The 23,759-nt window shown below is 61.4% G+C and carries 25 protein-coding genes and 1 tRNA gene; 21 read left to right on the forward strand and 5 right to left on the reverse strand.

From position 1 onward, the window contains the following. Positions 1-113 precede the first annotated feature (113 nt). The 4 genes from glfT1 to RE4_RS25020 all read right to left on the reverse strand — a co-directional run bounded on the left by glfT1 (position 114) and on the right by RE4_RS25020 (position 3,330). Positions 114-1,010 carry a galactofuranosyltransferase GlfT1 gene (gene glfT1, locus RE4_RS25005; protein ID WP_020905802.1) on the reverse strand — a complete coding sequence of 299 codons (897 nt, stop codon included), beginning with the start codon at positions 1,008-1,010 and terminating at the stop codon, positions 114-116. Then, complete coding sequence (gene wzt, locus RE4_RS25010; protein WP_020905803.1) at positions 1,007-1,813, reverse strand: galactan export ABC transporter ATP-binding subunit Wzt/RfbE; 807 nt, start codon at positions 1,811-1,813, stop codon at positions 1,007-1,009. Before wzt ends, glfT1 begins: the two co-directional genes overlap by 4 nt. 10 nt (positions 1,814-1,823) lie before the next feature. After that, entirely contained in the window at positions 1,824-2,696 is an 873-nt protein-coding gene (gene wzm, locus RE4_RS25015) for a galactan export ABC transporter permease subunit Wzm/RfbD (RefSeq protein ID WP_020905804.1), read from the reverse strand. Between the two features lie 64 nt (positions 2,697-2,760). Next, positions 2,761-3,330 carry a bacterial proteasome activator family protein gene (locus RE4_RS25020; protein ID WP_003943894.1) on the reverse strand — a complete coding sequence of 190 codons (570 nt, stop codon included), beginning with the start codon at positions 3,328-3,330 and terminating at the stop codon, positions 2,761-2,763. A 132-nt stretch (positions 3,331-3,462) separates the two neighbouring features. Here RE4_RS25020 and RE4_RS25025 point away from each other — a divergent pair, with 132 nt between their 5' ends. Beyond that, the gene (locus tag RE4_RS25025; protein ID WP_007731767.1) at positions 3,463-4,665 is read left to right on the forward strand and encodes a cysteine desulfurase-like protein; all 1,203 of its coding nucleotides are present in this window, start codon (positions 3,463-3,465) and stop codon (positions 4,663-4,665) included. A 15-nt stretch (positions 4,666-4,680) separates the two neighbouring features. On the opposite strand, the gene RE4_RS25030 is transcribed toward RE4_RS25025, so the two are convergent. Further along, positions 4,681-5,670 carry an NAD(P)H-quinone oxidoreductase gene (locus RE4_RS25030; protein WP_007731765.1) on the reverse strand — a complete coding sequence of 330 codons (990 nt, stop codon included), beginning with the start codon at positions 5,668-5,670 and terminating at the stop codon, positions 4,681-4,683. Here RE4_RS25030 and RE4_RS25035 point away from each other — a divergent pair. The 20 genes from RE4_RS25035 to RE4_RS25125 all read left to right on the forward strand — a co-directional run bounded on the left by RE4_RS25035 (position 5,669) and on the right by RE4_RS25125 (position 23,752). Then, positions 5,669-6,907 (forward strand): lactate 2-monooxygenase, encoded by a 1,239-nt coding sequence (locus RE4_RS25035; protein ID WP_047888801.1) that lies wholly within the window; start codon positions 5,669-5,671, stop codon positions 6,905-6,907. The two genes, RE4_RS25030 and RE4_RS25035, sit on opposite strands and share 2 nt — an antisense overlap. A 128-nt stretch (positions 6,908-7,035) precedes the next feature. After that, entirely contained in the window at positions 7,036-7,461 is a 426-nt protein-coding gene (locus RE4_RS25040; RefSeq protein ID WP_020968140.1) for a MarR family winged helix-turn-helix transcriptional regulator, read from the forward strand. Positions 7,462-7,512: 51 nt separating this feature from the next. Beyond that, positions 7,513-7,602: transfer RNA gene (locus tag RE4_RS25045), tRNA-Ser, on the forward strand. Between the two features lie 697 nt (positions 7,603-8,299). Continuing rightward, the gene (locus RE4_RS25050) at positions 8,300-8,983 is read left to right on the forward strand and encodes an MspA family porin (RefSeq protein ID WP_047888765.1); all 684 of its coding nucleotides are present in this window, start codon (positions 8,300-8,302) and stop codon (positions 8,981-8,983) included. A 90-nt stretch (positions 8,984-9,073) separates the two neighbouring features. Continuing rightward, the gene (locus RE4_RS25055; protein WP_003943955.1) at positions 9,074-9,472 is read left to right on the forward strand and encodes a hypothetical protein; all 399 of its coding nucleotides are present in this window, start codon (positions 9,074-9,076) and stop codon (positions 9,470-9,472) included. Positions 9,473-9,534: 62 nt separating this feature from the next. Next, the gene (locus RE4_RS25060) at positions 9,535-9,873 is read left to right on the forward strand and encodes a hypothetical protein (RefSeq protein ID WP_003943851.1); all 339 of its coding nucleotides are present in this window, start codon (positions 9,535-9,537) and stop codon (positions 9,871-9,873) included. Beyond that, on the forward strand, positions 9,870-12,866 hold the full coding sequence (locus RE4_RS25065) for a hypothetical protein (protein ID WP_238076860.1): 2,997 nt from the start codon (positions 9,870-9,872) through the stop codon (positions 12,864-12,866). Before RE4_RS25060 ends, RE4_RS25065 begins: the two co-directional genes overlap by 4 nt. Further along, the gene (locus RE4_RS25070) at positions 12,847-13,368 is read left to right on the forward strand and encodes a hypothetical protein (protein WP_060939553.1); all 522 of its coding nucleotides are present in this window, start codon (positions 12,847-12,849) and stop codon (positions 13,366-13,368) included. Before RE4_RS25065 ends, RE4_RS25070 begins: the two co-directional genes overlap by 20 nt. Positions 13,369-13,706: 338 nt before the next feature. Continuing rightward, positions 13,707-13,985 carry a hypothetical protein gene (locus tag RE4_RS25075; RefSeq protein WP_041814521.1) on the forward strand — a complete coding sequence of 93 codons (279 nt, stop codon included), beginning with the start codon at positions 13,707-13,709 and terminating at the stop codon, positions 13,983-13,985. 340 nt (positions 13,986-14,325) lie between these two features. Continuing rightward, positions 14,326-15,087, forward strand: coding sequence for a hypothetical protein (locus tag RE4_RS25080; RefSeq protein ID WP_041814524.1), 762 nt, complete (start codon positions 14,326-14,328; stop codon positions 15,085-15,087). A 60-nt stretch (positions 15,088-15,147) separates the two neighbouring features. After that, complete coding sequence (locus RE4_RS25085; RefSeq protein ID WP_060939554.1) at positions 15,148-15,567, forward strand: hypothetical protein; 420 nt, start codon at positions 15,148-15,150, stop codon at positions 15,565-15,567. Positions 15,568-15,607: 40 nt separating this feature from the next. Next, entirely contained in the window at positions 15,608-15,787 is a 180-nt protein-coding gene (locus tag RE4_RS31085) for a hypothetical protein (protein ID WP_020905825.1), read from the forward strand. Beyond that, the gene (locus tag RE4_RS25090) at positions 15,784-16,479 is read left to right on the forward strand and encodes an Imm52 family immunity protein (RefSeq protein WP_238076858.1); all 696 of its coding nucleotides are present in this window, start codon (positions 15,784-15,786) and stop codon (positions 16,477-16,479) included. The genes RE4_RS31085 and RE4_RS25090 overlap by 4 nt, the downstream gene beginning before the upstream one ends. A gap of 92 nt (positions 16,480-16,571) precedes the next feature. After that, on the forward strand, positions 16,572-17,627 hold the full coding sequence (locus RE4_RS25095; RefSeq protein ID WP_230691743.1) for a prenyltransferase/squalene oxidase repeat-containing protein: 1,056 nt from the start codon (positions 16,572-16,574) through the stop codon (positions 17,625-17,627). A 516-nt stretch (positions 17,628-18,143) separates the two neighbouring features. Then, a complete protein-coding gene (gene amt / locus RE4_RS25100) occupies positions 18,144-19,823 on the forward strand; it encodes an ammonium transporter (protein WP_228117877.1) in 1,680 nt (559 codons plus the stop codon). 51 nt (positions 19,824-19,874) lie between these two features. Beyond that, positions 19,875-20,177, forward strand: a complete 303-nt coding sequence (locus RE4_RS25105) for an urease subunit gamma (protein ID WP_003943837.1) — start codon at positions 19,875-19,877, stop codon at positions 20,175-20,177. Between the two features lie 29 nt (positions 20,178-20,206). Then, a complete protein-coding gene (locus RE4_RS25110; RefSeq protein ID WP_003943812.1) occupies positions 20,207-20,644 on the forward strand; it encodes an urease subunit beta in 438 nt (145 codons plus the stop codon). 35 nt (positions 20,645-20,679) lie between these two features. Further along, entirely contained in the window at positions 20,680-22,398 is a 1,719-nt protein-coding gene (locus RE4_RS25115) for an urease subunit alpha (RefSeq protein ID WP_003943847.1), read from the forward strand. Between the two features lie 9 nt (positions 22,399-22,407). Further along, complete coding sequence (locus tag RE4_RS25120) at positions 22,408-23,055, forward strand: urease accessory protein UreE (RefSeq protein ID WP_007731715.1); 648 nt, start codon at positions 22,408-22,410, stop codon at positions 23,053-23,055. Next, a complete protein-coding gene (locus RE4_RS25125) occupies positions 23,039-23,752 on the forward strand; it encodes an urease accessory protein UreF (RefSeq protein ID WP_060939555.1) in 714 nt (237 codons plus the stop codon). Before RE4_RS25120 ends, RE4_RS25125 begins: the two co-directional genes overlap by 17 nt. Positions 23,753-23,759: the final 7 nt, after the last annotated feature.

Below are 23,759 nucleotides of genomic sequence, written 5' to 3' on the forward strand. Positions count from 1 at the left end.
GCGCTGAAACTGCGGAACACGACAGTCATCAATACTCACTCCTCGTAATTCTCAGGACGCACCATGCGTCGGATCAGAATCGTCTCAGCCGCAGACGCGACTGTGCAACTGATTTAACTCGGGCGTTCGAACTTTTCTTCCCGGCCGAGTTTGCGCAGTCGCATCCACTCGCGTAGTCCTGCCGGATCGCGGCGGGTGATCAGGAAGTACCAGCCGAACCGAACCCATTCCTGCGGAAGCAGTTTCCGCATTCCCGGTTGGGCGAGGATGTATCCACGGTTGCGGTAAGTGAAGTAGCGCTTCGTGTCGTTGTCGGGGTACTGCGTGTGCATACGTCCGCCGAGAATCGGCTTGAACTCGTCCGCGCCGTTGGGGTGGACGTAAGCAGTTTGCAGGCAGGTGCCGAACTTCAGGCCGGAGCGCACGAGGCGACGATGTACCTCGACCTCGTCGCCGCGGACGAACAGGCGTAGATCCGGAACTCCGACAGCATCGATCGCATCGGCGGTGAACAGTGCACCGTTGAAGAGGGACGCGATGCCTGGCAGGAGATCCTCGTCGCCGAGTTCGGAACGCAACCGGCGCCACGACGTGCCGCGGCGCAAGGGGAACGCGAGGCGGTCTGGGTTGTCGATGTCGCAGACGACGGGGGAGACCTCGGCCAGGTCGTTCCGAATTGCACAGTCGAGCAGGGTTTCCAGGACCTCGGGGCCCTCCGGACGCCCGTCGTCGTCGGCGAGCCAGACGCGGTCGGCGCCGAGCGAAAGTGCGTAGAGAATGCCCAGAGCAAATCCTCCGGCACCGCCGAGGTTGTGCTGAGAACCGATGTAACTCGTCGGCAGTGGAGCGTTGTCGACGAGGTCTTTCACATCGGCTTCGTCGGCGTTGTCGACGACAACCAGGTGATCGAGCGACCGCGACTGGGTGCTGAGGACCTTCAAGGATTCGGCCAGCAGTTCACGACGCTTGTGCGTGACGACAACCCCGATGATCTTCTCGGGTGCGCTCACAGGGTGTTCTCCCGTTCCATCTCCTTGATGACGTGGCGCACGTGTTCGGCGGCGTCGTCGCCTTCGTAGGCGCGCACGACATCCTCGATGTCACCCTGCATGCGGATCTGGCCGTGGTCGATCCACATCGCGCTGTTGCACAGCTGAGCGAGGAATTCGTTGGAGTGGCTGGCGAATACCAGGATGCCGGAGCGTTCCACCAGCTTTTGCAGCCGAACTCTGGCCTTCTTCATGAATTCGGCGTCGACGGCACCGATGCCTTCGTCGAGTAGCAGGATCTCGGGATCGATACTGGTGACCACGCCCATAGCGATGCGCACGCGCATGCCGGTGGAGTACGTGCGCAATGGCATGTCGAGATAGTCGCCGAGTTCGGTGAAGTCGGCGATTTCATCCATCTTCGCGAGCATCTGCTTGCGGGTCTGACCGAGGAACAGGCCGCGGATGATGATGTTCTCGTAGCCGGAGATCTCGGGATCCATGCCGACTCCGAGGTCGAAAACAGGTGCGACGCGTCCGCGAATGGTGGCGGATCCCCGGGTGGGTTCGTAGATCCCGGAGAGCAAGCGCAGCAGGGTGGACTTTCCGGCGCCGTTGTGGCCGACCAGCCCTACACGGTCGCCCTCTTTGAGCGTCATCGTGATGTCTTTCAGGGCTTCCACGACCACAACGTCGGAACTGTTGCGGCCGATGGCGCCACCCGCTTTACCGAGGAATGCCTTCTTCATCGACCGGGACTTCGCGTCGAAGATCGGGAAGTCGACGCAGGCGTTGTGCGTTGAGATGTTCACATGTTCGGTCATTGCGATGTCCCTAAACCCAGTAGGGCACGCGGGCCCGGTATTTGCGAAGCGCCAGCAATGCGACGGCCCAGCCGACCACCGTGATCGTGATGACGATGTACCAGTGGTAAAGCTCTTGCGGCTGCCCGATCATCGGCGCGCGGACGATGTCCAGGTAGTGGAACAGCGGATTGAGTTCGGCGATCTTTGCACGATCTCGGACCGCGCCGCCCTGAGCCTCGAGGCTTTGTGTTGTCCACATGATCGGTGTCAGCACGAAAAGCAGCAGCGTCAGCGAAGACAGAATCGGTGCGATGTCACGGTATCGAGTGGCGAAGATTCCGAACACGATCGAGACCCACAGTGCGTTGAGCACGATCAGTCCCAACGCCGGGATCGCAGCCAACGACGCCCAACTCAGGTTCCGCCAGACCCCGAACGCGATCACCATGATCACGTAGATCAGCAGGTTGTGTGCGAAGAACAACATCTGCCGCCACACCAGTCGATAGATGTGCACGCTCAAGGCTGATGGCAGCTGTTTGATCAGGCCTTCGTTGGCGACAAAGACTTCGGAGCCTTCGATGATCGAGGCATTGATGAGGTTCCAGACGATCAGGCCCACCGTCACATACGGCAGGAACTCCTGGAGTGGCATGTCCAACAGGGCCGCGTACAGAATGCCGATGGCGGTGGCCTGGACGCCGGTGGCGATCGTGATCCAGAACGGACCGATCACCGACCGGCGGTAGCGCTGTTTGATGTCCTGCCAGCCGAGGCTGAGCCACAACTCACGCTGATTCAGACCGTCGCGAAGGTCTTTGAACGCACGACGGAACGTCTGGGAGTCGGACACGGGCGCAGGTGCGTCCGGCGTCTCGGATTCGATTGCGGATGCTGACACGGAGGTCGAGCCTACCGGCCTGGCGTCGGCGCCGGATTTCCCTCGGACCTAGTGGTGGTCCGGGTTACAGATACTGGCCGGTTCCTGGGCTCTGTTGGTCCGGATGTGCAGGCGAATGCGGAGCCCCGATGCTCATGCCGGGAGGCAGTGCGCCTTGACGCATTTGTTCGAGCTGAGCGCGCGCTGCCATCTGCTGGGCGAACAGTGCGGTTTGAATTCCGTGGAACAGTCCTTCGAGCCAGCCGACGAGTTGGGCCTGCGCGATTCGCAGTTCGGCGTCGGAGGGAATGGAGTCGTCGGTGAACGGGAGGCTCAGTCGCTCGAGTTCTTCACGGAGTTCGGGTGCCAGGCCTTGTTCCAGTTCTCGGATGGACGAGGTGTGGATGTCCTTGAGGCGCTTGCGGCTGGCGTCGTCGAGCGGTGCGGCGCGCACTTCTTCCAAGAGTTGTTTGATCATCGTGCCGATTCGCATGACCTTGGCCGGCTGCTCGACCATCTCGGCGACGGACTCGGCTTCGGATTCCGCGCCTTCGGTGGTGCCGGAGGTGGAGGCCTCTGCCTCGGCCGCCGGCATCGCGACGGGTCGACCGTCGGGTCCGATAACGAGTACCTGCTCTTTGTCGGGGTTCGTCATGCTTCCATCTTGTCGTGTGTGGGCGACAAACGCCGCGTAACCCCCAAAAAGTTAGCTACCGAATAACTGTACTGACGGGTAATTGGGTGACTGCCTTCGACTAAGCGGGCGTCTGCACCTAGAGTGTCGAGCATGGCTTACGACGTTGCCCGCGTACGGGGGTTGATTCCCTCACTCGGTGACGGCTGGATCCACCTCGATCCGCAGGCCGGAATGCAGATCCCGGACGCCGTCTCGCGGACGGTCTCCACCGCGTTCCGTGCCTCTGCATCTTCTTCCTCCGGTCGCCACGTCTCGAACCGTCGTAGTGCTGCCATTCTCGAGAGTGCGCGCACCGCGGTCGCCGATCTGGTCGGCGGAGATCCTGCGGGAGTCGTTCTCGGATCAGACCGAGCGGTGTTGTTGGCTTGGCTCGCCGAGTCGCTGAGTTCGCGGTTGGGCCTCGGAACCGGTCTCGTACTCTCGCGCCTCGACGAAGAGGCGAACGTCGCGCCCTGGCTTCGTGTGGCCAGTCGCTACGGCGCTCAGGTGCGATGGGCCGAGGTCGAAATCGAAACGTGTGAGCTCCCGAGTTGGCAGTTCAACGATCTCATCACCTCGACGACTCGCTTGGTGGCCTTGACGGCCGCATCACCGGTCGTCGGTTCGGCTCCGAACGTCCGTGCCGCAGCTGATCGTCTGCACGAATTCGGCGGACTGATGGTGGTCGACGCCGTCGGTGCAGCGCCATATGCGCATGTGGACATGGCTGATCTCGGGGCGGACATCGTTGCCGTCAGCGCGCCGTCGTGGGGCGGTCCACAGGTGGGCGCACTCGTCTTCCGCGATCCCGGACTGCTCGACCGGATTCCGGCCGTGTCGCTCAACCCGTACGCGCGTGGCGCCGAGCGACTCGAGGTGGGCGGTCATCAGTTCGCGCTGCTGTCCGGTCTCACGTCGTCGATCGATTTCCTGGCGGGCTTGGACGAATCGGCAACGGGAACCAGGCGTGAGCGCCTCGAAACCTCGATCAGCTCGCTGCAGGACTACCAGGACGGTCTGTTCGATCACCTCATGCGTTCTCTCGCAGCCCTGCCCAACGTGATGGTGATCGGCGGCGCACCCACGCGGGTGCCTACGCTCAGCTTCACGCTCGAGGGGATGGCGGCAGACAAGGTCGCCGCGCACCTGGCCGACAAGCGCATCGCAACGGTCAGCGGTACGCATGGTGGTTCCAGGCTGCTCGACGCCCTCGGTGTCAACGACGAAGGCGGCGCGGTCACCGTCGGCCTTGCGCCGTACACGACGCGGTACGAGATCAATCAGCTGGTCGCCGAACTCGGCGCCCTGGGCTGATCGATCCCGCTCGGCTCACTTCACGGTGAGGATGACCTTGCCTACGGTTTCCGGCGAATCCAGCAACTGATGGGCTAATGGCGCCTCGGTGATCGGAAGTTCGGTCGACACGATCGGTTGAACCGATCCATCGGCGATCAACGGCCACAACTTCGCACGGACGTCGGCGACGATGTCCGCTTTACCGCCGGGGCCGGTGAGCGGACGCCCGCGCAGGCCCGTCGACGTGATGTTTCCGCGCTTTCCCATCAGCTTGGCGATGTCGACTTCGCCCTTGCGGCCACCCTGCATTCCGATAATCACGACGTGGCCGTCCATGGCGAGTGCGTCGACGTTGCGCCCGAGGTACGACGCTCCCATGTTGTCCAGAACCACATCGGCGCCGTGGTTGTCGGTGGCTTCGGCGAGTGATGCTACGAAGTCGCTGTCGCGATAGTTGATGAGAATATCCGCGCCCAATTCGCGGCAGCGGTTCAATTTGTCCTCCGAACCCGCGGTAACTGCGACGCGGGCACCGAGGGCTTTGCCGACCTGAATGGCGTGGGTGCCGATTCCGCCGCCACCGCCATGGACGAGGAGTACCTGTCCGCGTCGTAGGCCGCCGCGCATCACGACGTTGGACCACACCGTGCACGCAACTTCCGGCAGAGACGCTGCGACACGGAGATCGACGCCCGCGGGAACGGGGAGAAGTTGTGTTGCCGGGACCGCAACCTTCTCGGCATAGCCACCGCCGGCCAGCAATGCGCAGACTTCGTCGCCGACGGACCAACCGGTGACGTCTTCGCCGAGTTCGGTGATCACACCCGAGCATTCGAGGCCGAGAATGTCACTCGCGCCTGGCGGCGGCGGGTAGAAGCCTTGACGTTGGAGCAGGTCGGCGCGGTTGACGGCGGTCGCGGCGACCTCGACGAGTACGTGCCCGCGAGGTAGTTCAGGATCGGGCTGCTGCGCCCATTTCATGACCTCGGGACCGCCGGGCTGATCGATCGTTATGGCGTACATGGATACGACGCTAGCGAATCTCCCCGCTGACGGGTGTTTTGCCGCTACCGTCGCGGACGTGACTTACTTCGGGAACATGCAGAACGAGATCTATCTGACGGGACTGAGCGGCGCGAAGCCGGCTTTGCCGATGACTGCGGCGGGCTTGGAAGATGCCGCGCGCGAGCAACTCTCACCAGAGGCTTTCGGGTACATCGCCGGTAGCGCGTCGACCGAACGGACCGCGGTGTCGAATCTGCGGGCGTTCGACAAGCATGCGATCGTGCCGCGGATGTTGCGGGGGACTGCGGCGCCCGACGCGCGCGATCTGAGCGTCGAGGTGTTGGGGACGCGGTTGGCCGCACCGATTCTGACGGCTCCGGTGGGAGTGCTCGGCTTGGTCCACGACGACGCCGAGGTTGCGGTCGGTTCGGTCACTGCCGAGTTGGGGATCGGATCGATTCTCTCGACGGCGGCGTCTTCGACCATCGAAGACGTAGCGGCGGCCTCGGGCGATAACTGGTGGTACCAGCTGTACTGGCCGGCCGACGACGAGCTTGCCGAGTCGTTTGTCCGTCGGGCGGAGACGGCGGGCGCGAAGGCTATCGTCCTGACTGCCGATACTCCCGGTATGGGTTGGCGTCCAAGGGATCTCGAGCTCGGTCACCTTCCGTTCCTGCAGGCGAAGGGTATTGCCAACTATCTGTCGGATCCGGTGTTCCGCGCCAAATTGGCGACGCCTCCCGAGGAGAGTGCAGAAGCCCTGCAGATCGCGGTTCTCACGTGGGTGTCGTTGTTCGGCAATCACGCGGTGCGGATCGCGGATATCGCGAAACTTCGCCAGTGGACGACACTTCCGATCGCGGTGAAGGGAATTGTCCATCCCGACGACGCACGTGAGGCCGTCGCGGCCGGCGCCAACGGCATTGTGGTGAGCAACCATGGTGGGCGTCAGGTCGACGGGTCGATTTCGGCGCTCGACGCTCTCGGTCCTGTCGCTGATGCGGTGGGGCATGAGGTGGACATCCTGATGGACTCCGGAATTCGTTGTGGCGCAGACGTAATCAAGGCTCTGGCTTTGGGTGCCGACGCAGTGCTGTACGGGCGGCCGTGGGTGTACGGGTTGGGATTGGCCGGAGCGGACGGAGTGCGTCATGCATTGCGCAGTCTCCTGGCCGACCTGGATCTCACCATGGGGCTGGCGGGGCTGGCATCGGTCGCCGAAATCGACCGTTCGATCCTGATGTCCAATTCGTGACTTTAGGGTGAGTCTTACTGTGACGGGCGGACACAGGTCTAAACTTGGAACCTGTGACAGCTGAAGCGACAACCGAGGAGACCTCGCAGGCGGCGCACGGTGAGACACCGTGGCTGACGCCATGCGAGATGCGTGCATGGCGCGGCTACATGGACGGTAATCAGCGCCTCATGGAGGTTCTCAACCGCGAACTGCAGGATTCACACGACCTGTCGTTGGCCGATTACCGCATTCTGGTCATGCTCTCGGAGTCAGCTGACGGGTCGTTGCGGATGAGTGACCTGGCAGACGGCGTGCTGTCTTCGCGGAGCCGCCTGACGCACCAGATCAGGCGGATGGAATCTCAGGGCATCGTCGTGCGAGACACTTGCGTCGAAGATGGTCGCGGCGTGCTCGCTCGGATCACGGAAGAGGGTAGGCGTCGCCTCGCCGAGGCAGCGCCTACTCACGTGGCCGGAGTGCGGAACAATCTGGTCGATCTGCTGACTCCCCAGGAACTGGACGTGCTGGCAGACGTCTTCGAGAAGGTCGACAAAGCCATCGGCGAGCGCTGACTTCTGGAGCCGTTTTCGCGGTCCGTGGGAACACCCGATAGGATCGCCCACGGAAGCGTGGCAGAGCGGCCGAATGCACTCGCCTTGAAAGCGAGCGTGGCGTTAAACCCACCGGGGGTTCAAATCCCTCCGCTTCCGCCAAATGTTCGTTGTTCAAACCCAGCCCGCGCGAAAGCGTGGGCTGGGTTTTTTCGTGCCCTACGAAGCGCAGGAGCGTCGAGGAGTCGGATGTGTAGCAATCTTTGCCGCCCTGGGGTCGCCGGGTGAAGCACTGGCTTCGCCACTTCGGTGCTACGTCCGATGTTGCGGCAATCTGCCGGTTCTCGTTGTGCTGTGGTGAACGATCAGCCATTGCGGCGCTCGGCGACGAGAGTTCCAGGTGATCGCATCGTGCGGCTGGTGGTCAATTCGATTCCCTCCTTGGCTAGATGGGCTCGTGGTTTACGCGGCCTCCTTGCGCTTGGTGTCCGAATGAGCTGCGCGCCACCAATTAACTGTTGACCGTTCAATAAGTTTGCGTGGCCATATCGCCAGAGACCGCGTTGCATGCAATCTGCTGAAATGCTCCGGATCGTGCCTTGTTTGCACGTTTGCTCGACTGTCACCACTGGGCGGATGGTCCAAGTTTGGTGTCGTTCGCCACATTGGGACCTAAGTCCCATTCCCTGCTCTGAGCCCTGTCGATATGTATCTGTTACCGGAAGTTCACCGCAAGTCTCCGATAGTTGGTCGCGGGAGCCTGTTGATAAAACGGAACGCTTGGTACTGTCCGGTAACTTGCATTTAGTTAGTGTTCAGCTACCGAATTGGTTGCTGGTCCGCGACGTAGGAGTTACTCATGGCAACCGAATTGAAAGCACGAACATCTCGCCGTCGATCGAGGGCCGCGGTAGGGCTCGCGGCGTGTGCGGTTGCCGCGCTGTCGTCTGGTGTGGTCTTCGCAGGGAGCGCATCGGCAACGCCGACGGCGTTGGCGGACAAATTCGCGAGCACGGTCACCGATGACGGCTGGTCGTTGGATCTCGCCGCCACGAAACTGTCGTCGAACCCGGTGCCGAATCTGGCGACGACGGCGTTCACCCGTGAGGGGTTCGTGTCGGCGAAGGTGACCGGCACGATCGGTGGTGCGGGCGATTCGGCAGTGAAGACCGGATATGTCGAGCAGGGGTTGCAGATCGGCTGCCAGATCGATGTCTCCTCCGGACTTGGCATGGGGCTTGGCTTTTCGCTCGGCCCGTCTGTCGGTGTGAGTATTTCGGGTGTCCCGTCGGCGAACGTGGGTGTGAATGCGTCGGTGAATCCGAGTATTCAGTCGACGATTGCGCCGGGCACGATCACGACGATTCCGTTGGGGAAGAAGGATCTCGAGTCGTCGAAGGCGTCGATCACGGCAGAGAACGTGCACGTGAAGGTTGATGCGTGCATGGGGCCGGTGACGATTCGCTCCTACGCACAACTCTCGGTGTCGACGGCGACGTCGGACAACACGTTGTTCGTGTACTCCGATCCGACCTGGCTCTGACCCGCGCAGCCGTCGTCAGCGCTGCTGGCGACTATTCCCGATCCGCCCAGTCCAGGGGTGGTTACTCATCACGCCCACAAAGGAGAAATCATGAAGATTCGTACCTTGGCCACTGCCGGAACCCTCACCGCGGGTATCGCCCTGTTCGGTGTTCTCGGCGCAGGCGTGGCATCTGCTGCAACTCCGATCGTCGAACCTGAGCAGGGTCGGATCGGTCTGTCGCTCTCGAATGCGGAAACCGCGGCGTTGGCGGCGAGCCCGATCCCGGACGCCATCTCCGACATCGTTCCAGGCTCGCAGCGGTGGATTGAGCTCGCACCGGGCTCGGCGCTCACCGTCGGCCCCGATGGCAAGCTCAGCGCCCCCGACCGCGTAGTGATAGGCGAAGCCGCTGCCCATGCTGGTGGCTACGTCGATGTCTACCTGGCTGATCCGAACAACCCGGCCAACGCCGGGTACGTCACCCTGACCTACCAGTACTGGAACTGATACCGCGCCCAGCACCGGCGACCCGTTTTCCCCGCTCTCCCTTCCCATTTGGAGTTCCAGTCATGACCGTCAACAACGCCGAACGCCGCAGTGTCCAACCGGAACCCGCTGCCGTCGATAGGAAAGACGTTGCAGACGTTGATGACTGGGATCCGGACAGTGAACTCAGTCCACTCTCCAAGGCTGTGATCGCTACGGCAGTTGGACTGGGGTTGCTGATCGCGGCATTCGCGGTGATCGGGAAGCTCGCCGGCTGGGCGAACGACTACGGGACGATCCTGGTTTACCTGGCGTTCTTCTTGTGGATGTCGATCTCCGGACGGTTGTTCTGGTGGGGCGCAGACAAACTCATCGCGCTACTCCGAACGAAGAAGAGTGACAATCGTGGTGCGCACCGGTGAAGTCCGGTAGACGACTTCGCCGGACTCTCGCGGGAGTGCTTGCCGCCGGGGCGCTGTTGACCGGAGCGGCCGGAGTGATCGGTGCGGGAATCGCACTCTCCGCCGCTCCGGCGAACGCGACGCCGGAAGAAGACTGCGCGGCGGTGCGGGCACGTGATCATCAGATCTACCTGAATCTCATTGCGTCGCTGCCACCTGGCGCGCCCATCCCGCCAGAGATCATCAACCCGTGCCTGAGCGCGCCGTCCACGACGTCGACAGCTGCGCCGACGACCACGGTCGGGCTCCCCGGTGTGCAGGCTCCAGGCGGTGGCCCGAATGTCGGGGCCAATGCTCCGACGAACTTTCCCACCTACAACGGCACCCCCATCGTCCCTGTGCCGACGATCGAGGTTCCACCCATTACTTCCGAGTCCCCCGCCTCGGAAACTGGTGTCGGTGCATTCCCCAATGCATCGGCATCAGCGGTTCCCTCACCCACACCCACCCCGGGTGAGGGAACCACCACCGATCGCGGTCCAGGACCGATCCCCGCGGATTCGGATTCGGATTCGAATATCGCACCGGCCCAAACGGTTCCGGATCCGGCAGCAGATGTTTCCACCGCCGGGGAGGACTCGGGCCGTGACCGGTATCTCGAACTCGCCCTGATCGGCGCTGCGGCGTTCACCGCTGCGGGTATCGGAGTGCGCGGGCGGCCGGGACCTTTCAGCCCCCGCACGCCCGAATCAGTACTCTCCCAGGCGGTCGGGACTGTCGTGTCGCCGTTGACTGCGTACGCACCTGGCGGGCAGTCCTCGTTGCGGGTGTTCGATCCGATCACCGGCGGAAGCCGGTTCTTCTTCCTGATCCACGACGAAACGTCGTCGCACGAATCCGTGATTCCGGTGACGGTGCCGCCCGGCGGTCACATGAGTGTCAGCCCCGATGGCACGGTCACCGTCTTCGACGCCGACGGGAATCCGGTCTCGACAATCGATGCCCCGTGGGCGTACGACGCCAACGGCACACCCATTCCGACGCACTACGAGATCCGGGACGGGCAACTCGTGCAGGTCGTCGACACCGCAGGCATAGAGAACCTGCTGTACCCGATCCTCGCCGACCCGGAGCTGACACCGGAAGAACGTGCTGCGCTCGAAGCGCAGGCGAACTTCATCGGCCCGATGACCCCGGAGGGCGAACAAGCACGCAGGGACGCACAAAATGTCCTCGCCGCCAACCCCCCGGAGCCGGCAGATTCAGGCCTCGAGCAGCTCATGCTCGGTGACCCTAACTCCGAGGTCTCCGAACCGCCGATCACCGAAACAGGAACCGGAAACCCTGTCGGCGACGCGATACTCGCCGATCAAACCCAGGAGCCGATCACTTCGAACATCGGCGGGCGGGACTACACCACCGAACCTGCGGACCCGGCAGATTCAGACCTCGGCCAGCTCATGTCCGGTGACCCTAACTCCGAGGTCTCCGAACCGCCGATCACCGAAACAGGAACCGGAAACCCTGTCGGCGACGCGATACTCGCCTATCAAACCCAGGAGCCGATCACTTCGAACATCGGCGGGCAGGACTACACCACCGAACCTGTCGTCACTGACACCTCCTTCACGGACGAAAACGGAACCAGCTGGTCTGGCACAGCCTCGAAGGTGCCGAACGTATGGAGTTGGACGTATACCGACGCACAGGGAGAAGAGCACGACCTGCAGGTCACCTACGACGAGGAGGGTCGCCCGCATCGGGTTTTCGACAACTACACCTCCACTCTGTACCTGTACGACTGGAGCACCGGCGAACCCGTTCTGATCGGCGACCCGCACTATCTGGACTCGGGCGTTGCTTTCGATCAGCCTTACACCGGCGAGATCATGAGCTTCGTTCTCCCACCATTGCGTGGGGGGCGTCTGATTGCTGGCGCAGTCCGGGCCGAAGACCTGATCGTCTCGAACCGGACAGCACCGACCCGCCCCCCGGTTACTTCACCGGCTGTTCCTGCGCAGAGTGTTCCCCGTCCGGGTGCAGTGCCACCGCGCGGCATACCCGTCATCGACGGCACAGTTCCACCTGCCGAACATGACCAACCCACGATCCCTTCCGTGAATGAACCTGCACGCCCGGATCCCACGATTCCGGAACCCTCTCAACCCACTTCGCCCGGCGATCCCGATCGTGGCGAGTGGGAATCACCCTCGCCCGGTGAGGTTGCTGATCCGGGGTCGAACCCAGAACCGAAGGCTCCCTCGCCAGGTCACGTCGAGGAACCGAGTGTGCCGACTTTGCCCGATGTCGGTCATGTGCCGGTGAATCCGGATGCTCCCGGCGCTCCGCAGCAACCTGGACCACCGGAATTCGACCCCTTCGCCACCGATCCGAGCACGATCCCCCAACCAGGGGTCATCGATGATCCGACCGAGCGGCCGTCGACCAGCGTAGTTACACCGCCACAAAACGAGCACGAGCCAATCCAGCCGGGGGCCACGTTTGTTGGTCCGCCCGGAAGTGAAGGCGATCGGACGCCAGGCACCAGTCCAACTGTGGAGCAACCTCTCGACAGTACGTGGCCTTTGGGCACCGACTTCCCGTCTGGCGATACAAGTGACAGTCCGGGACCGACCGAACATGTTGACATGCCAGACTTTCCATGGCCACCTGCAAATACTTGGGGTCAAGTATATCCAGCTATTCTTGACCCCAGGACGTTCGAGACGATCCGACCGTTCCCATACGGAATGCCCAGCGTCCCACCAGCGGACCGAGTAACCTGGTCCTCGAGTGCACGTCAAATATTCTTGGCCGAATGGGAGGAAAGAGGTTTTCCTGTTCCGGAGCCGGCCGCCCCCGGAGCGGACCCCTGGGCAGGATGGGAGGTGCATCACATACTTCCCCGGAAGTACGGAGGCACGAATGACTTCTGGAATCTAGTCCCCCTGCCCACTTCTATACATGCACTCTTCACTCGATGGTGGGAATTTTATGCCGATATCTATAACTGATGCGCTGGAGTCCTATCCTGACATCCAGCGGGTCCTAGTCCCGACGCATCCAGGCCGATCATTCGACGTCTACAACACCTACGACCCGCCGGCAGAGGCTGAAGAGGTGTCTCAGTATTGGAACCTAGATACCCTGCCGAGAGATCTCTTCGATTTATGGAGAAGCGCGAGAGAATGCAGACTTCACCACGATAGGGGCTCAGGAAAGGACGGAATAACACTCCTTTCTCCGCCGAAAGCTCGAGAAGTTACGGAACGCGAGCTGGAATTCTGGGATGACGAGGATGGGCGCTTCTTGAAGAGTGACATAATAATCGGCACAATGGTGGTCGAGCCAGATTTCATTGTATTCGACACAAGAAAAAACGACTTCAATGTTCTGTTAGCTTCAACTCTCGACGGACGTGAGGACTGGCCTATCGTGGGGCGGAACATTTCCGACTTCTTGCTGCGTTATCGTGATTTACCTGGAGAAAGCCACTGGCAGCGCTCGATCGTTTGATGCACCGGAGAGCGAAGTTGGCTTCCGTCCTCGAGGGAATCGATGGCTTGGCCATGGCGACCCCGAGGAAGGTGCGCGGTTCTGCATGGGAGCGGGTGTTGAAGGCTGCGGCGAGCAACCTTGGCCCAGAGTGGGTTGTGGCACGATCTGGCACCCAGGGGGAGTTGATCCATCTACCAGTGCGATGGTGGTTCAATTCCATTGGGTTGGATCCCAAACCGAACCGGGAAGAGTTGACCTTCAGTCATGTGCCCCTGATGAGAGAATTCACGCCGGGCACTATCACCTTTCGACAGAGTTCATATCAACCTGGTCCCACAGATTCTGGACCACCGAACATGCAGATGGACATCTTCGATACCCGCGGTGCTGCGGAGATCGTGCGCTGGTGGGCGCTCGGTCCGTCCACCAAGTTCTTTGCTGCACCGCCGCTTCCCGACTCGGTAGCTGCAGCCGAGCAGGCTTATGCCGACCGCAAGGAAGAGCCTTGCCGGGATTGGATGATTTCGGCTGGCCTGCGGGTGATAGCTGACACCGGTTCGCCAATCGAGGTCATCGACAGCGTCCTCTGGGAGTTGGCTCGCCGTGACGTCGGTGGCCACGTCCAAAGTTTCTGACGAGAATTTCGCGCGGTCGCGGAAAACAGAGACCGACTAGCGACATTGCAGTGGCTGGACGAAGAACGACGTCGTTCTGTAAAGGGTGCATACGGGCTTCGGGATTCTGCGTTTGCCGATGTGATTTTCCGTACTGAGGACTCGTAGCCGAGGGAAGTAGGCGTGAGGGAGTGGAGTCGGATGGATCGCGCGCCGCGTCGGAGAAACCGCTGTCGGTGCGCACAATCGCTCCTTTTCGTCTACCAAATAATATGAATGGTCCTTTATGGCAAGCATGCACATGAGCGATGACAAGCCTAAGCCACCGAAATCGGTCACTGAGGTCCTTGAGTCCCTGGGAATGGACCGGGATCAATTGCGGGAGATGGCGAAAGATGCGATCGCAGACTTGACTCCGAAAAAGGGGAGAGGCGCTGCGTGGGAGAAGGTGTTGGGAGCGGCGGTTGAGAAGCTCGGGCCGAACTGGACGATCATCGGGAGCGGGTTGCGAGCCAAGCTGCTGCACACTCCGGTGCGATGGTTTTTCGACACCGTCGGGATCGATCCGATTCCCAACCGTGAGAAACTGACGATTACTCACCTACCACTCATCGAACCCCTCGATCCCGGAACACTCACTGAGTGGCAGGACCACTACGACAGCAGGCATAGCGGACACGACTACCATGGCCGCCAGATTGATATCTTTGATACCGTCTCCGCTGCCGAGCTAGTGATCTGGTGGGCTGAGGGGCCAGCATCCGACCTGTTCGACGCACGATCGGTGGAGGCACTCACCCCACTCCGTGAGAAGCAGTACCTTGAGCGCAGTCAGTCGGGTCCAGCACGCTGGACAATCTTGGCGGGGCTGCGTGTGATCACTGACACCGGTTCACCGCTCGAGGTTATCGACAACGCAATTGAATACTTCCGCGGCCGGGTTGCCGACCCGAAAGCTCCACTTGTGATGTTCTGGACGCAGTTTCGTGAGGTCGCTGCTGCCGGTGATCGAGAGAGGACACTGTGGTGGCTCGACGAGCATCGACGTGCCACGGTGCGTGAGCACTACCCGTTACCGGATTCGGTGTTCGCCGACGTTCTCGAAGACCTGGGCGACGGCTAGCCATGTGACAGCAAAGATCTCGAATTTGCTTCGACCACAACGCTTCAAGAGGAGAATTCAATGGACCACTGGGTCGTCGTCCCGGAACAGCCAGGGTTTGTCGGGGATCGCACAGTTGTCGATGCCGCAACCTCGCCGCCGACGGTAGAGAGGGCGCACTTCGTGTTCACCCGGCAACCTACCGACGGACTGATCGGCGCCGGACCGCTGGTGTTGGCGGACCGTGAGACCGCGGAAGCGCTTGAGGACAACGTCTTCGGTGAAGTGTCCCTTCATCCGGCTGACCTCGATACGGACCCGGCGTCGGGGTTGTTGCGGGTTCCCGACTTTGTGTGGTGTCAGGTGCATGGGCAAGCGGGGATGCTCGATATCGGCCTGACCGAGGACGGCCGCCTGGTGATGTCGGGGCAAGCGTTGCTGGTGTTCCACTCTTTCGGTGGCGGCATCGACAACGCCACCATCTCCGAATGGCTCGGCTGAACCAACTTGCCCAACATATGCTTTGCCGTGGTGAAACTATGTGATGGCATGCCTTGAGCGCAGCGCGCTCCCCCAAGTCGCCGTGATCGAGGAACTACCCACTGACACGTTGATCCGGTTGGGAGACAAGCCTATGCACGTCGGTGCCGCCGACATCGTGGCAGTGCGCGCAGTGTCGGGCTATGGAGATCAGGTCGGATTGGAAAGGACGGGGCGATGAGCTTTTTCGGGCGGCGGCCGACGGTAGCCGGATATTGGGGCACGCGGGTGCAGTCGAGTCAGGAAGTGGCGCAGACGATGCGCGCTTTCCTCGATGATCTGGAAGCGATCGACCCGGAGTTGGCGTTGTCGTTGGTCTCGACTGCCGAGTTCGACAAGGTGCCAGCAGATCTCAGTGTGGACGGGTTGGTGCGAATCTTCGAGCATTCCCGCTCGAAGGAGATGGGGTATTCGGACACCCCGGGACCGGGTTACGACATCGACTTGTCGCCCGAGGACGGGACCGCGCGCCGGGTCGGTGCCTGGGTCGGCGGGCTGGAAACCAGTGCTCCCAACAGTGTCCGGGTGTCGTTGCCGACGGAGAAGCAGCTCACCGACAGTACCCGGCGGTTGCTCGACCCGGATATCGGAGACGCGATCGTGAGAGTGATCGTCAAGCATTGGGATCCGGATCGGGCTCGGTGGAGCATCGGCGACTACATTGATCTTCAGAAGCGGTCGAAAGCTGAGGTCGAGGTGGGATGGGAAACATACTTCCATTCAGGAGTTACGTTCGATCGCAGCGCGCTGCCCCAATCTGCGGTGGTGGAGGAACTGCCCATTGGCACGTTGATTCGGTTGGGGGACAAGCCAATGGAGGTCGCTGCCGCCGACATCGTGGCGGTGCGGACGGCGTTGGGTTACCCGGTGTAGGCCACGCAACGGGTCCGGAGTTCACCATTGCATCAGACGTCGAGAAATGTGTTAACCGGATGGCCTGCTTCGCCTTTCGATAGTATTGCCAGATGGCACCCCGAGCCGACTTGCTCGCGTGGCTCCTCGATTCGGATCCGGCGATTCGGTGGCAGGTGGAGCGCGACCTGCTGAACGAAGCGCCCACTGTGTGGGCGGCGACGCGCGCGTCGATCGCTACCAAAGGATTTGGTGCACGCCTGCTTTCATTGCAGGATCGAGACGGCCAATGGGCGGGTGGGGCGTTCTTCCCGGCTGAATTCGACTTCGTGGGACCCGAAGCAGCAGAAGAAGGTTCGCAACCCTGGACGGCAACAACCTGGACGCTCAACTCATTGCGTGAGTGGGGCCTCGACGCCAGTGTTCTGCGGGAGCGTCGTACCGCAGAACTGCTCGCGGAGAACTGTCGCTGGGAGTACGAGGGCCGGCCGTACTGGGACGGTGAGGTCGATTGCTGCATCAACGCCTGGACGGTGGCAAACGGTGTGTGGCTCGACATGCGCGTTGATGAACTGGCTGATTGGTTTGTGCGGCATCAACTTCCGGATGGTGGTTGGAACTGCGAGTGGATCGAAGGTTCGACCCGATCGTCGTTCCATTCGACCCTCAATTCACTCAAAGGGCTTCTCGCGTACGAGATCGCGACCGGGGGAACAATTGAGACGCGCGCGGCTCGACGATCCGGTGAGGAATTCTTGCTGCAGCGCGGTCTGTTCCGGAGACTCTCGACCGGGGAACCGGTGGGGGACTGGATCGGCCGGTTCGCGTACCCGTTCCGGTGGCGTTACAACGTGCTCAACGCAGCCGACTACTTCCGCGAAGCGTCGTTGTCGGATGGAAATGAGCCTGATCCGCGAATGGCGGACGCGATCGAGATGATCCGGGCCGCTCGAGCCTCGGATGGGACGTGGCTCCAGGCCGGTCGCCAACCGGGGCGGGTGTGGTTCGAGGTCGACACAAAGGCGGGGGAGCCGTCGAAGTGGCTGACTTTGTCCGGCATCCGAGTGCTCGCCTGGTGGGATCAATCCTCCCCTCTAGGGTTCTGCATAACAAAAGAGTTACAGCGAAAGTCATTTCACCTTCAAAGGTTATCGAAAGGTGATCTTTGATCTTCCAGTCGAAATATCCAGTACGGATTAAGAACATATTAACGACAGGATTGCCCTCAGTGCGGTCAAGGTTAATCATCTGAACAGGTGAGAAGATGTTCGGTGAAATTACCTACCCGATTGGATAGTCGGGTCACCGACGTTGGTAATCGCATAAGGTGCTCGCGATTGTCTTGGTTAGGGAGCTAAGTCCCGAGCTGGAAACGGCATTTCTGCTCCGAAAGTGGCGCTCACCTGCGGCTACGTTCCCCATTTTGCAGGACTTAAACCACTTTCGGCGAGATTTAGTCTCGCAATTGCAGGTTGTGGAGCGTCCGCAATGTTTAGGCAAAGTCCCATCTTTTCCCAGAACAATGCTCTACTAAACGTGAAAACCGGATGTTCCCCCGATTTTGCTGAGAAGGTGCAACTATGGGGCGTAGCGTAACTGTCGCAGCGAACCGGAACATCGCGAATTGCTGCTCTAACCAATGACTTTGTTCAGGTCCGAATAATGCTCGGAGGTCGTCGATGTCGATGGAAATGGTGTTAGCCGAAGCAGTGATAGACAGTGGGGACACGGCGTGGGTGCTGATCTCCGCGGGTCTGGTTCTCTTCATGGTTCCCGGACTCGCCTTCTTCTACGCCGGTCTGGTGCGTGGTAGCAGTGCGCTCGTCATGTTGCAGCAGAACCTCGTCCCACTCGGACTCGTCTCGATTACCTGGGTCGTGTTCGGATACAGCTTCGCGTTCAGTGGAGACTGGGGTTCCGGCTTCCTCGGTGACCTCAAATTGTTCGGCTTGCAGGACATACACACAGCCGCCGCCCCGGGCTTCCACCTGATCGAAGGTGCAGTCGCGGTACCGACTCTGGCGTTCGTGGTCTATCAGATGATGTTCGCGATCATCACGCCCGCGCTGATCACCGGTGCGACCGCAAACCGGCTCAAGCCCTTGGGCTGGGCCGTTCTGCTCGTGCTGTGGTCGATCATCGTCTACCCCCCGATTGCGCACTGGCTCTTCAATCCCGAAGGCTGGTTGGCGCTCCGCGGAGCTCAGGACTGGGCCGGCGGAATTGTCGTCCACGCATCCGCCGGCGCCGCCGCCCTGGCAATCTTGCTGGTGGTCGGTAAACGTCCGGGATGGCCCAACGCCGAGGCAGTCCCGCACTCGGTGCCTCTGGCGTTGATCGGCGCAGGCATCCTGTGGTTCGGCTGGTTCGGATTCAACGCAGGCGACGGATTGGCCGCCGATGGTGTTGCGGCACAAGCCTTGATGAACACTCACATCGCCGCAGCGGGCGGTATGGTCGTCTGGCTCGTCATCGAAAGGTACACCGAGGGCAAGGCCACGGCGATCGGCGGAATCACCGGCGCGGTAGCCGGTCTCGCGACCGTCACCCCTTGCGCCGGCTTCGTCAGCACCTTCTCCGCGTTGGCGATCGGCGCGCTTGCCGGACTGGTCTGCCACTTCGCGCTCGCGCTCAAGTCGATCTTCAAGTTCGACGACGCGCTCGACGTCATCGCGGTCCACTTCATCGGCGGCATCCTCGGTTCACTCCTTCTCGGTTTGTTCGGCGAAAAAGCCATCAATTCGATCGGCCGCGACGGACTCTTCTTCGGCGGCGGGGCAGGACTACTCGGCGAGCAGGCGCTGGCGTTGATCGTCGTCATCGCTTTCTCGTTCGTGGTGACCTGGCTGATCGCCACGGGCATCGAGAAGACCATCGGTCTCAAGCTGGCCCCGAAAGACCAGGTGGACATCGACCGTCGTCAGCAAGGCATGGACGCATACCGCTACAACGCCGCATTCGTCGACGCAGGTGGTGCGCCGCAGACCAGCGGGTTCGACTCGGGGGTCCTGGTCGAGGGGGCAAAACTTGTTCCGAACCTCGGCGCCCCGAAGCACGAACTCATCACCGCGGTATTGCAGACCATCGAGTCTGAGAAGCTACGGGAGGCGCTGCTGGCCGCCGGAGCGGAGTCGATAGTCGTATCGGAAGCGCATGTCTCCGCGAGTGACTCGGCCTCGCTCAAGTTCCGCGGACAACGCAACGACGTCGTGTTCACCGAGCGGTTGCGTGTCGAGGTGCTGGTCGCCTCGGAACATGCCCAGGCGGTTCTGGACGCGATCAACGAGTACTCGGGCGGCAGGAGGAGCGGTTTTGTCCAGCAAGCGGCCGAACCACTCACCGAAGCGACGGAACAGGGGAGCTGACATGTATTCGACGACAGGGAGTTACCGCATGATCGACAAGGAGCGTTCGGAATGCATCTGACACCGCGAGAACTCGACAAGCTGACAATTCTCATGTTGGCGGATGTCGCACTGAGGCGAAAGGCAAAGGGACTCAAACTCAATCATCCGGAGTCCGTCGCAGTCATCACTGCAGCCGCTCTGGAGGGAGCTCGGGAGGGCAAGACTCTCGAGGAGGTCATGGCCGACGCATCGCACGCCTTGACGGTCGACGACGTGATGGAAGGTGTCGCGGAGATGATTCCGCGTGTGCAGGTCGAGGCGGTGTTCCTCGACGGTAGCCGGCTCGTCACCGTGCACTCTCCGATCCAGTAGCCCGACCGAGATGTCAGGAGCACTCCAAGATGGCAAGCAAATCGACGAAGAAGGATTCCGGCGGCGAGAAGAAAGTGCCGGTCGGCGGATACGTGTTGCGGGACGAGCCGATCGAACTGAACGAGGGCCGTCCCCGTTTGAAGTTGCGAGTCCGAAACACCGGTGACCGTCCCATCCAGGTGGGTTCGCACTATCACTTCATGGAAGTCAATCGCGCGTTGTCCTTCGATCGTGAACAGTCCTTCGGCTGGCGCCTCGACATTCCAGCGGGCACGGCGGTCAGATTCGAGCCGGGCGACGAAAAGGAAGTGACGTTGGTGCCGTTCGGCGGCAAGCAACGGGTTCAAGGCTTCAACGGACTTGTCGACGGTTGGGCGCCGACCCACGCCGCCTACCGCCCTCGGCTTCCCGGAGCCGTCCAGCGTGCCGAAGAACTCGGCTTCCTGTCCGAACCTCAAACCGACTGATTCTCGTTCACGGCGGACGAAGGAGAGCGACACCCATGACAAGCATTTCGAGACAAGAGTATTCGGGCCTTTTCGGGGTCACCACGGGTGACCAGATCAGGCTCGGCAACACCGACCTGTACATCGAGGTCGAGGAAGATCTTCGAACCATCGGCGACGAGTCGATCTACGGCGGCGGCAAGACGCTGCGCGACGGCATGGGCCAGGATCCGGAGTCGTGCAGCATCGACGGTGCGCTCGACCTCGTGATCACCAACGTGGTCATCGTCGATGCGACCATCGGGGTCGTCAAAGCGGACGTGGGAATCAAGGACGGCAAGATCGTCGGCTGGGGCAAGGCGGGAAACTCCAGCACGATGGAAGGCGTCACTCCGGGGCTGACCACCGGTCCGGCGACCGACGCGATCTCCGGTGAGCAGATGATTCTCACTGCCGCCGGCATCGATCCGCACGTGCACCTCGTGTCACCACAACAGGCGTACCACGCACTCAGTGGGGGAGTGACGACGCTGATCGGTGGTGGTATCGGCCCGACCGACGGAACCAACGGCACCACCATCACTTCCGGTATCTGGAACATGGAGATGATGCTCAAGGCCAACGAGGGTTTGCCGGTCAACGTATGCATGCTGGGCAAGGGCAACTCGTCCGGGCATCAGTCGTTGGTCGAACAGATCAAGGCCGGTGCGGCCGGACTGAAGGTCCACGAGGACTGGGGCGCAACCCCGGCCACAATTCGTGAGTCTCTGCGGGTGGCAGACGAAATGGACGTTCAGGTCGCCATTCACACGGACACACTCAACGAGGCCGGATACGTCGAGGACACCATCGCGGCCTTCGAAGGCCGTACCATTCACACCTATCACAGCGAGGGCGCGGGCGGCGGTCACGCACCCGACATTCTGCGGGTGACGGGAGAGGACAACGTACTTCCGGCGTCGACCAACCCGACGCTGCCGTACGGCATCAATACTCAGGCCGAGCTCTTCGACATGATCATGGTCTGTCACAACCTCAATCCCAAAGTGCCCTCCGATGTTTCGTTTGCCGAGTCCCGCGTTCGCGCCGAGACGATCGGTGCGGAGAACGTACTGCAGGACATGGGCGTCATCTCGATGTTCTCGAGTGACTCGCAGGCGATGGGCCGCGTCGGAGAAAACTGGCTACGCGCGATCCAAACAGCGGACTGCATGAAGCGGTCCCGCGGGAAGCTGCCCGAGGATTCGCCGACGCACGACAACTTCCGCGTGTTGCGTTACGTCGCGAAGGTCACGATCAATCCCGCGTTGACGTTCGGTCTTTCGCACGTGGTCGGGTCGATCGGTGTCGGGAAGATGGCGGATCTTGTTCTCTGGGAGCCCGCATTCTTCGGTGCGAAGCCGAAGACGATCATCAAGAACGGTCTGATCAGCTGGCACGCCATGGGAGATCCGAATGCGTCGCTCCCGACACCACAACCGGTGATCTACCGGCCGATGTTCGGTGGATTCGGCAAGGCGTTGCCGCAGAGTTCGGTCTCGTTCGTCTCGCGAGCGGCACTCGACGACGGCATCAAGGACCGGCTCGGTCTCGAACGTCAGGTTGTTGCTGTCGAGGGGACCAGAACAGTCACCAAGCGTGATCTGGTTCGCAACTCGGCCACTCCGGAAATCAAGGTGGACCCGGAGACCTTCGCGGTGACTGCGGACGGCGTCCACGCATACGTCGAACCTGCCGAATCCATTCGCTTGAACCAACTTTACTTCTTCAGTTAGGGGTCTCCTGTGTCGGGAACAATCACACACACGCACGGCGCCGATGCGACGCCACACACGCACGGCGAGATGACCGCGCCGAGCGGAAAGCCGACGCGAGTCGACGCGCTGCTCGGGAAGGAGACCGACGAGGAGTGGGCCGGTCGACTCGACAATGCGGTAGTCGACGTCTTGTCGCTCGATCAGTGGGAAGCGCAGAAGAGTCGGTTACGACGCACCACGATCGGTGGCCGTGAATTGGCCGTCTCGCTCGATCGGGGTATTCAGTTGCAGGACGGCGACATTCTGCTGTGGGACGAGCCGGCGAACACCGTCGTCGTGGCGAGGATCAACCTCAAGGACGTGTTGGAGATCGACCTGAGCGCACTGGTCGACGTGACGCCCGAGAAGATGATTCAGACGTGCTTGGAGTTGGGACATGCCGTGGGTAACCAGCACTGGCCTGCGGTGGTGAAGGGAATGAAGGTCTACGTTCCGTTGACCGTCGACAAGGCGGTCATGGGCTCGGTGATGCGGACACATGCTTTCGAGGGCATCGAGTACACCTTCATCCCGGGCGCCGAGGTCATTCCCTACATCGCTCCACACGAGGCACGCCGTTTGTTCGGTGCGGCCGCGCGTGAGGGCGAGGGGCATACCCATGACCCTCTCGTCTGAGGGATCCGGGCTCAGCATCAACCGCGCGATGCGGATGATGCAATTTTCCGATTCCATGTTCCCGGTCGGTTCCTTCTCGTTCTCCAACGGTTTGGAATCGGCCGTGGCGCAAGGAATTGTCACGGGCGGTCCGTCGCTGCGGGAGTTTGTGCTCTCGGCCACCCATCAGGGTGCGACGTGCGACGGTATCGCCGTACTCGCGGCGCACCGGGGCGCGACCGCCGGTGACTTCTCGGCGATCCTCGCCGCTGATCATGCAGTGATCGAACGCAAGCTCAACGAAGAAGCACGCACGATGAGTACCCGGATGGGTAAGAAGTTGGCCGAACTCGGCGGGCGCTTGGCCGGTGAGACCCTGTTCAACAAGTGGTTGGCCGCGATCGCATCGGGGGAGACGCCGGGTACCTACCCCGTCGGCCTCGGAATTGCTTTCGCGGAGATGGGTTCTCCGGAGGAGGACGCTTTCACGGTCAATCAGTACGGTGTCGCGATGACGTTGCTCGGCGCTGCCCTTCGCATCGTCCGAGTAGATCACCTTGCGACACAGGAGATTCTGTTCGAGGTCAATCAGAGCGCCGGCCGTGAGTACGCCGCAGTGCGTGATTACGGACTCGACGACATGTCCAATTTCGCCCCGATGATCGACATTCTGGCTGCGGTTCACGTCAAGGCGCACGTCCGAATGTTCATGAACTAGAAGGAGA

It is taken from the genome of Rhodococcus erythropolis NBRC 15567 (assembly GCF_001552595.1).
GTDB lineage: Bacteria > Actinomycetota > Actinomycetes > Mycobacteriales > Mycobacteriaceae > Rhodococcus_F > Rhodococcus_F erythropolis.

What these genes read in the sequence shown, in the direction of transcription:
- wzt (WP_020905803.1), bottom strand. Translation starts at nt 1,813, where the DNA reads ATGACCGAACATGTGAACATCTCAACGCACAACGCCTGCGTCGACTTC.
- RE4_RS25020 (WP_003943894.1), bottom strand. Translation starts at nt 3,330, where the DNA reads ATGACGAACCCCGACAAAGAGCAGGTACTCGTTATCGGACCCGACGGT.
- RE4_RS25025 (WP_007731767.1), top strand. Translation starts at nt 3,463, where the DNA reads ATGGCTTACGACGTTGCCCGCGTACGGGGGTTGATTCCCTCACTCGGT.
- RE4_RS25035 (WP_047888801.1), top strand. Translation starts at nt 5,669, where the DNA reads ATGGATACGACGCTAGCGAATCTCCCCGCTGACGGGTGTTTTGCCGCT.
- RE4_RS25030 (WP_007731765.1), bottom strand. Translation starts at nt 5,670, where the DNA reads ATGTACGCCATAACGATCGATCAGCCCGGCGGTCCCGAGGTCATGAAA.
- RE4_RS25040 (WP_020968140.1), top strand. Translation starts at nt 7,036, where the DNA reads ATGCGTGCATGGCGCGGCTACATGGACGGTAATCAGCGCCTCATGGAG.
- RE4_RS25050 (WP_047888765.1), top strand. Translation starts at nt 8,300, where the DNA reads ATGGCAACCGAATTGAAAGCACGAACATCTCGCCGTCGATCGAGGGCC.
- RE4_RS25055 (WP_003943955.1), top strand. Translation starts at nt 9,074, where the DNA reads ATGAAGATTCGTACCTTGGCCACTGCCGGAACCCTCACCGCGGGTATC.
- RE4_RS25060 (WP_003943851.1), top strand. Translation starts at nt 9,535, where the DNA reads ATGACCGTCAACAACGCCGAACGCCGCAGTGTCCAACCGGAACCCGCT.
- RE4_RS25070 (WP_060939553.1), top strand. Translation starts at nt 12,847, where the DNA reads ATGCCGATATCTATAACTGATGCGCTGGAGTCCTATCCTGACATCCAG.
- RE4_RS25075 (WP_041814521.1), top strand. Translation starts at nt 13,707, where the DNA reads ATGCAGATGGACATCTTCGATACCCGCGGTGCTGCGGAGATCGTGCGC.
- RE4_RS25080 (WP_041814524.1), top strand. Translation starts at nt 14,326, where the DNA reads ATGGACCGGGATCAATTGCGGGAGATGGCGAAAGATGCGATCGCAGAC.
- RE4_RS25085 (WP_060939554.1), top strand. Translation starts at nt 15,148, where the DNA reads ATGGACCACTGGGTCGTCGTCCCGGAACAGCCAGGGTTTGTCGGGGAT.
- RE4_RS25090 (WP_238076858.1), top strand. Translation starts at nt 15,784, where the DNA reads ATGAGCTTTTTCGGGCGGCGGCCGACGGTAGCCGGATATTGGGGCACG.
- RE4_RS25095 (WP_230691743.1), top strand. Translation starts at nt 16,572, where the DNA reads ATGGCACCCCGAGCCGACTTGCTCGCGTGGCTCCTCGATTCGGATCCG.
- amt (WP_228117877.1), top strand. Translation starts at nt 18,144, where the DNA reads ATGGAAATGGTGTTAGCCGAAGCAGTGATAGACAGTGGGGACACGGCG.
- RE4_RS25105 (WP_003943837.1), top strand. Translation starts at nt 19,875, where the DNA reads ATGCATCTGACACCGCGAGAACTCGACAAGCTGACAATTCTCATGTTG.
- RE4_RS25110 (WP_003943812.1), top strand. Translation starts at nt 20,207, where the DNA reads ATGGCAAGCAAATCGACGAAGAAGGATTCCGGCGGCGAGAAGAAAGTG.
- RE4_RS25115 (WP_003943847.1), top strand. Translation starts at nt 20,680, where the DNA reads ATGACAAGCATTTCGAGACAAGAGTATTCGGGCCTTTTCGGGGTCACC.
- RE4_RS25125 (WP_060939555.1), top strand. Translation starts at nt 23,039, where the DNA reads ATGACCCTCTCGTCTGAGGGATCCGGGCTCAGCATCAACCGCGCGATG.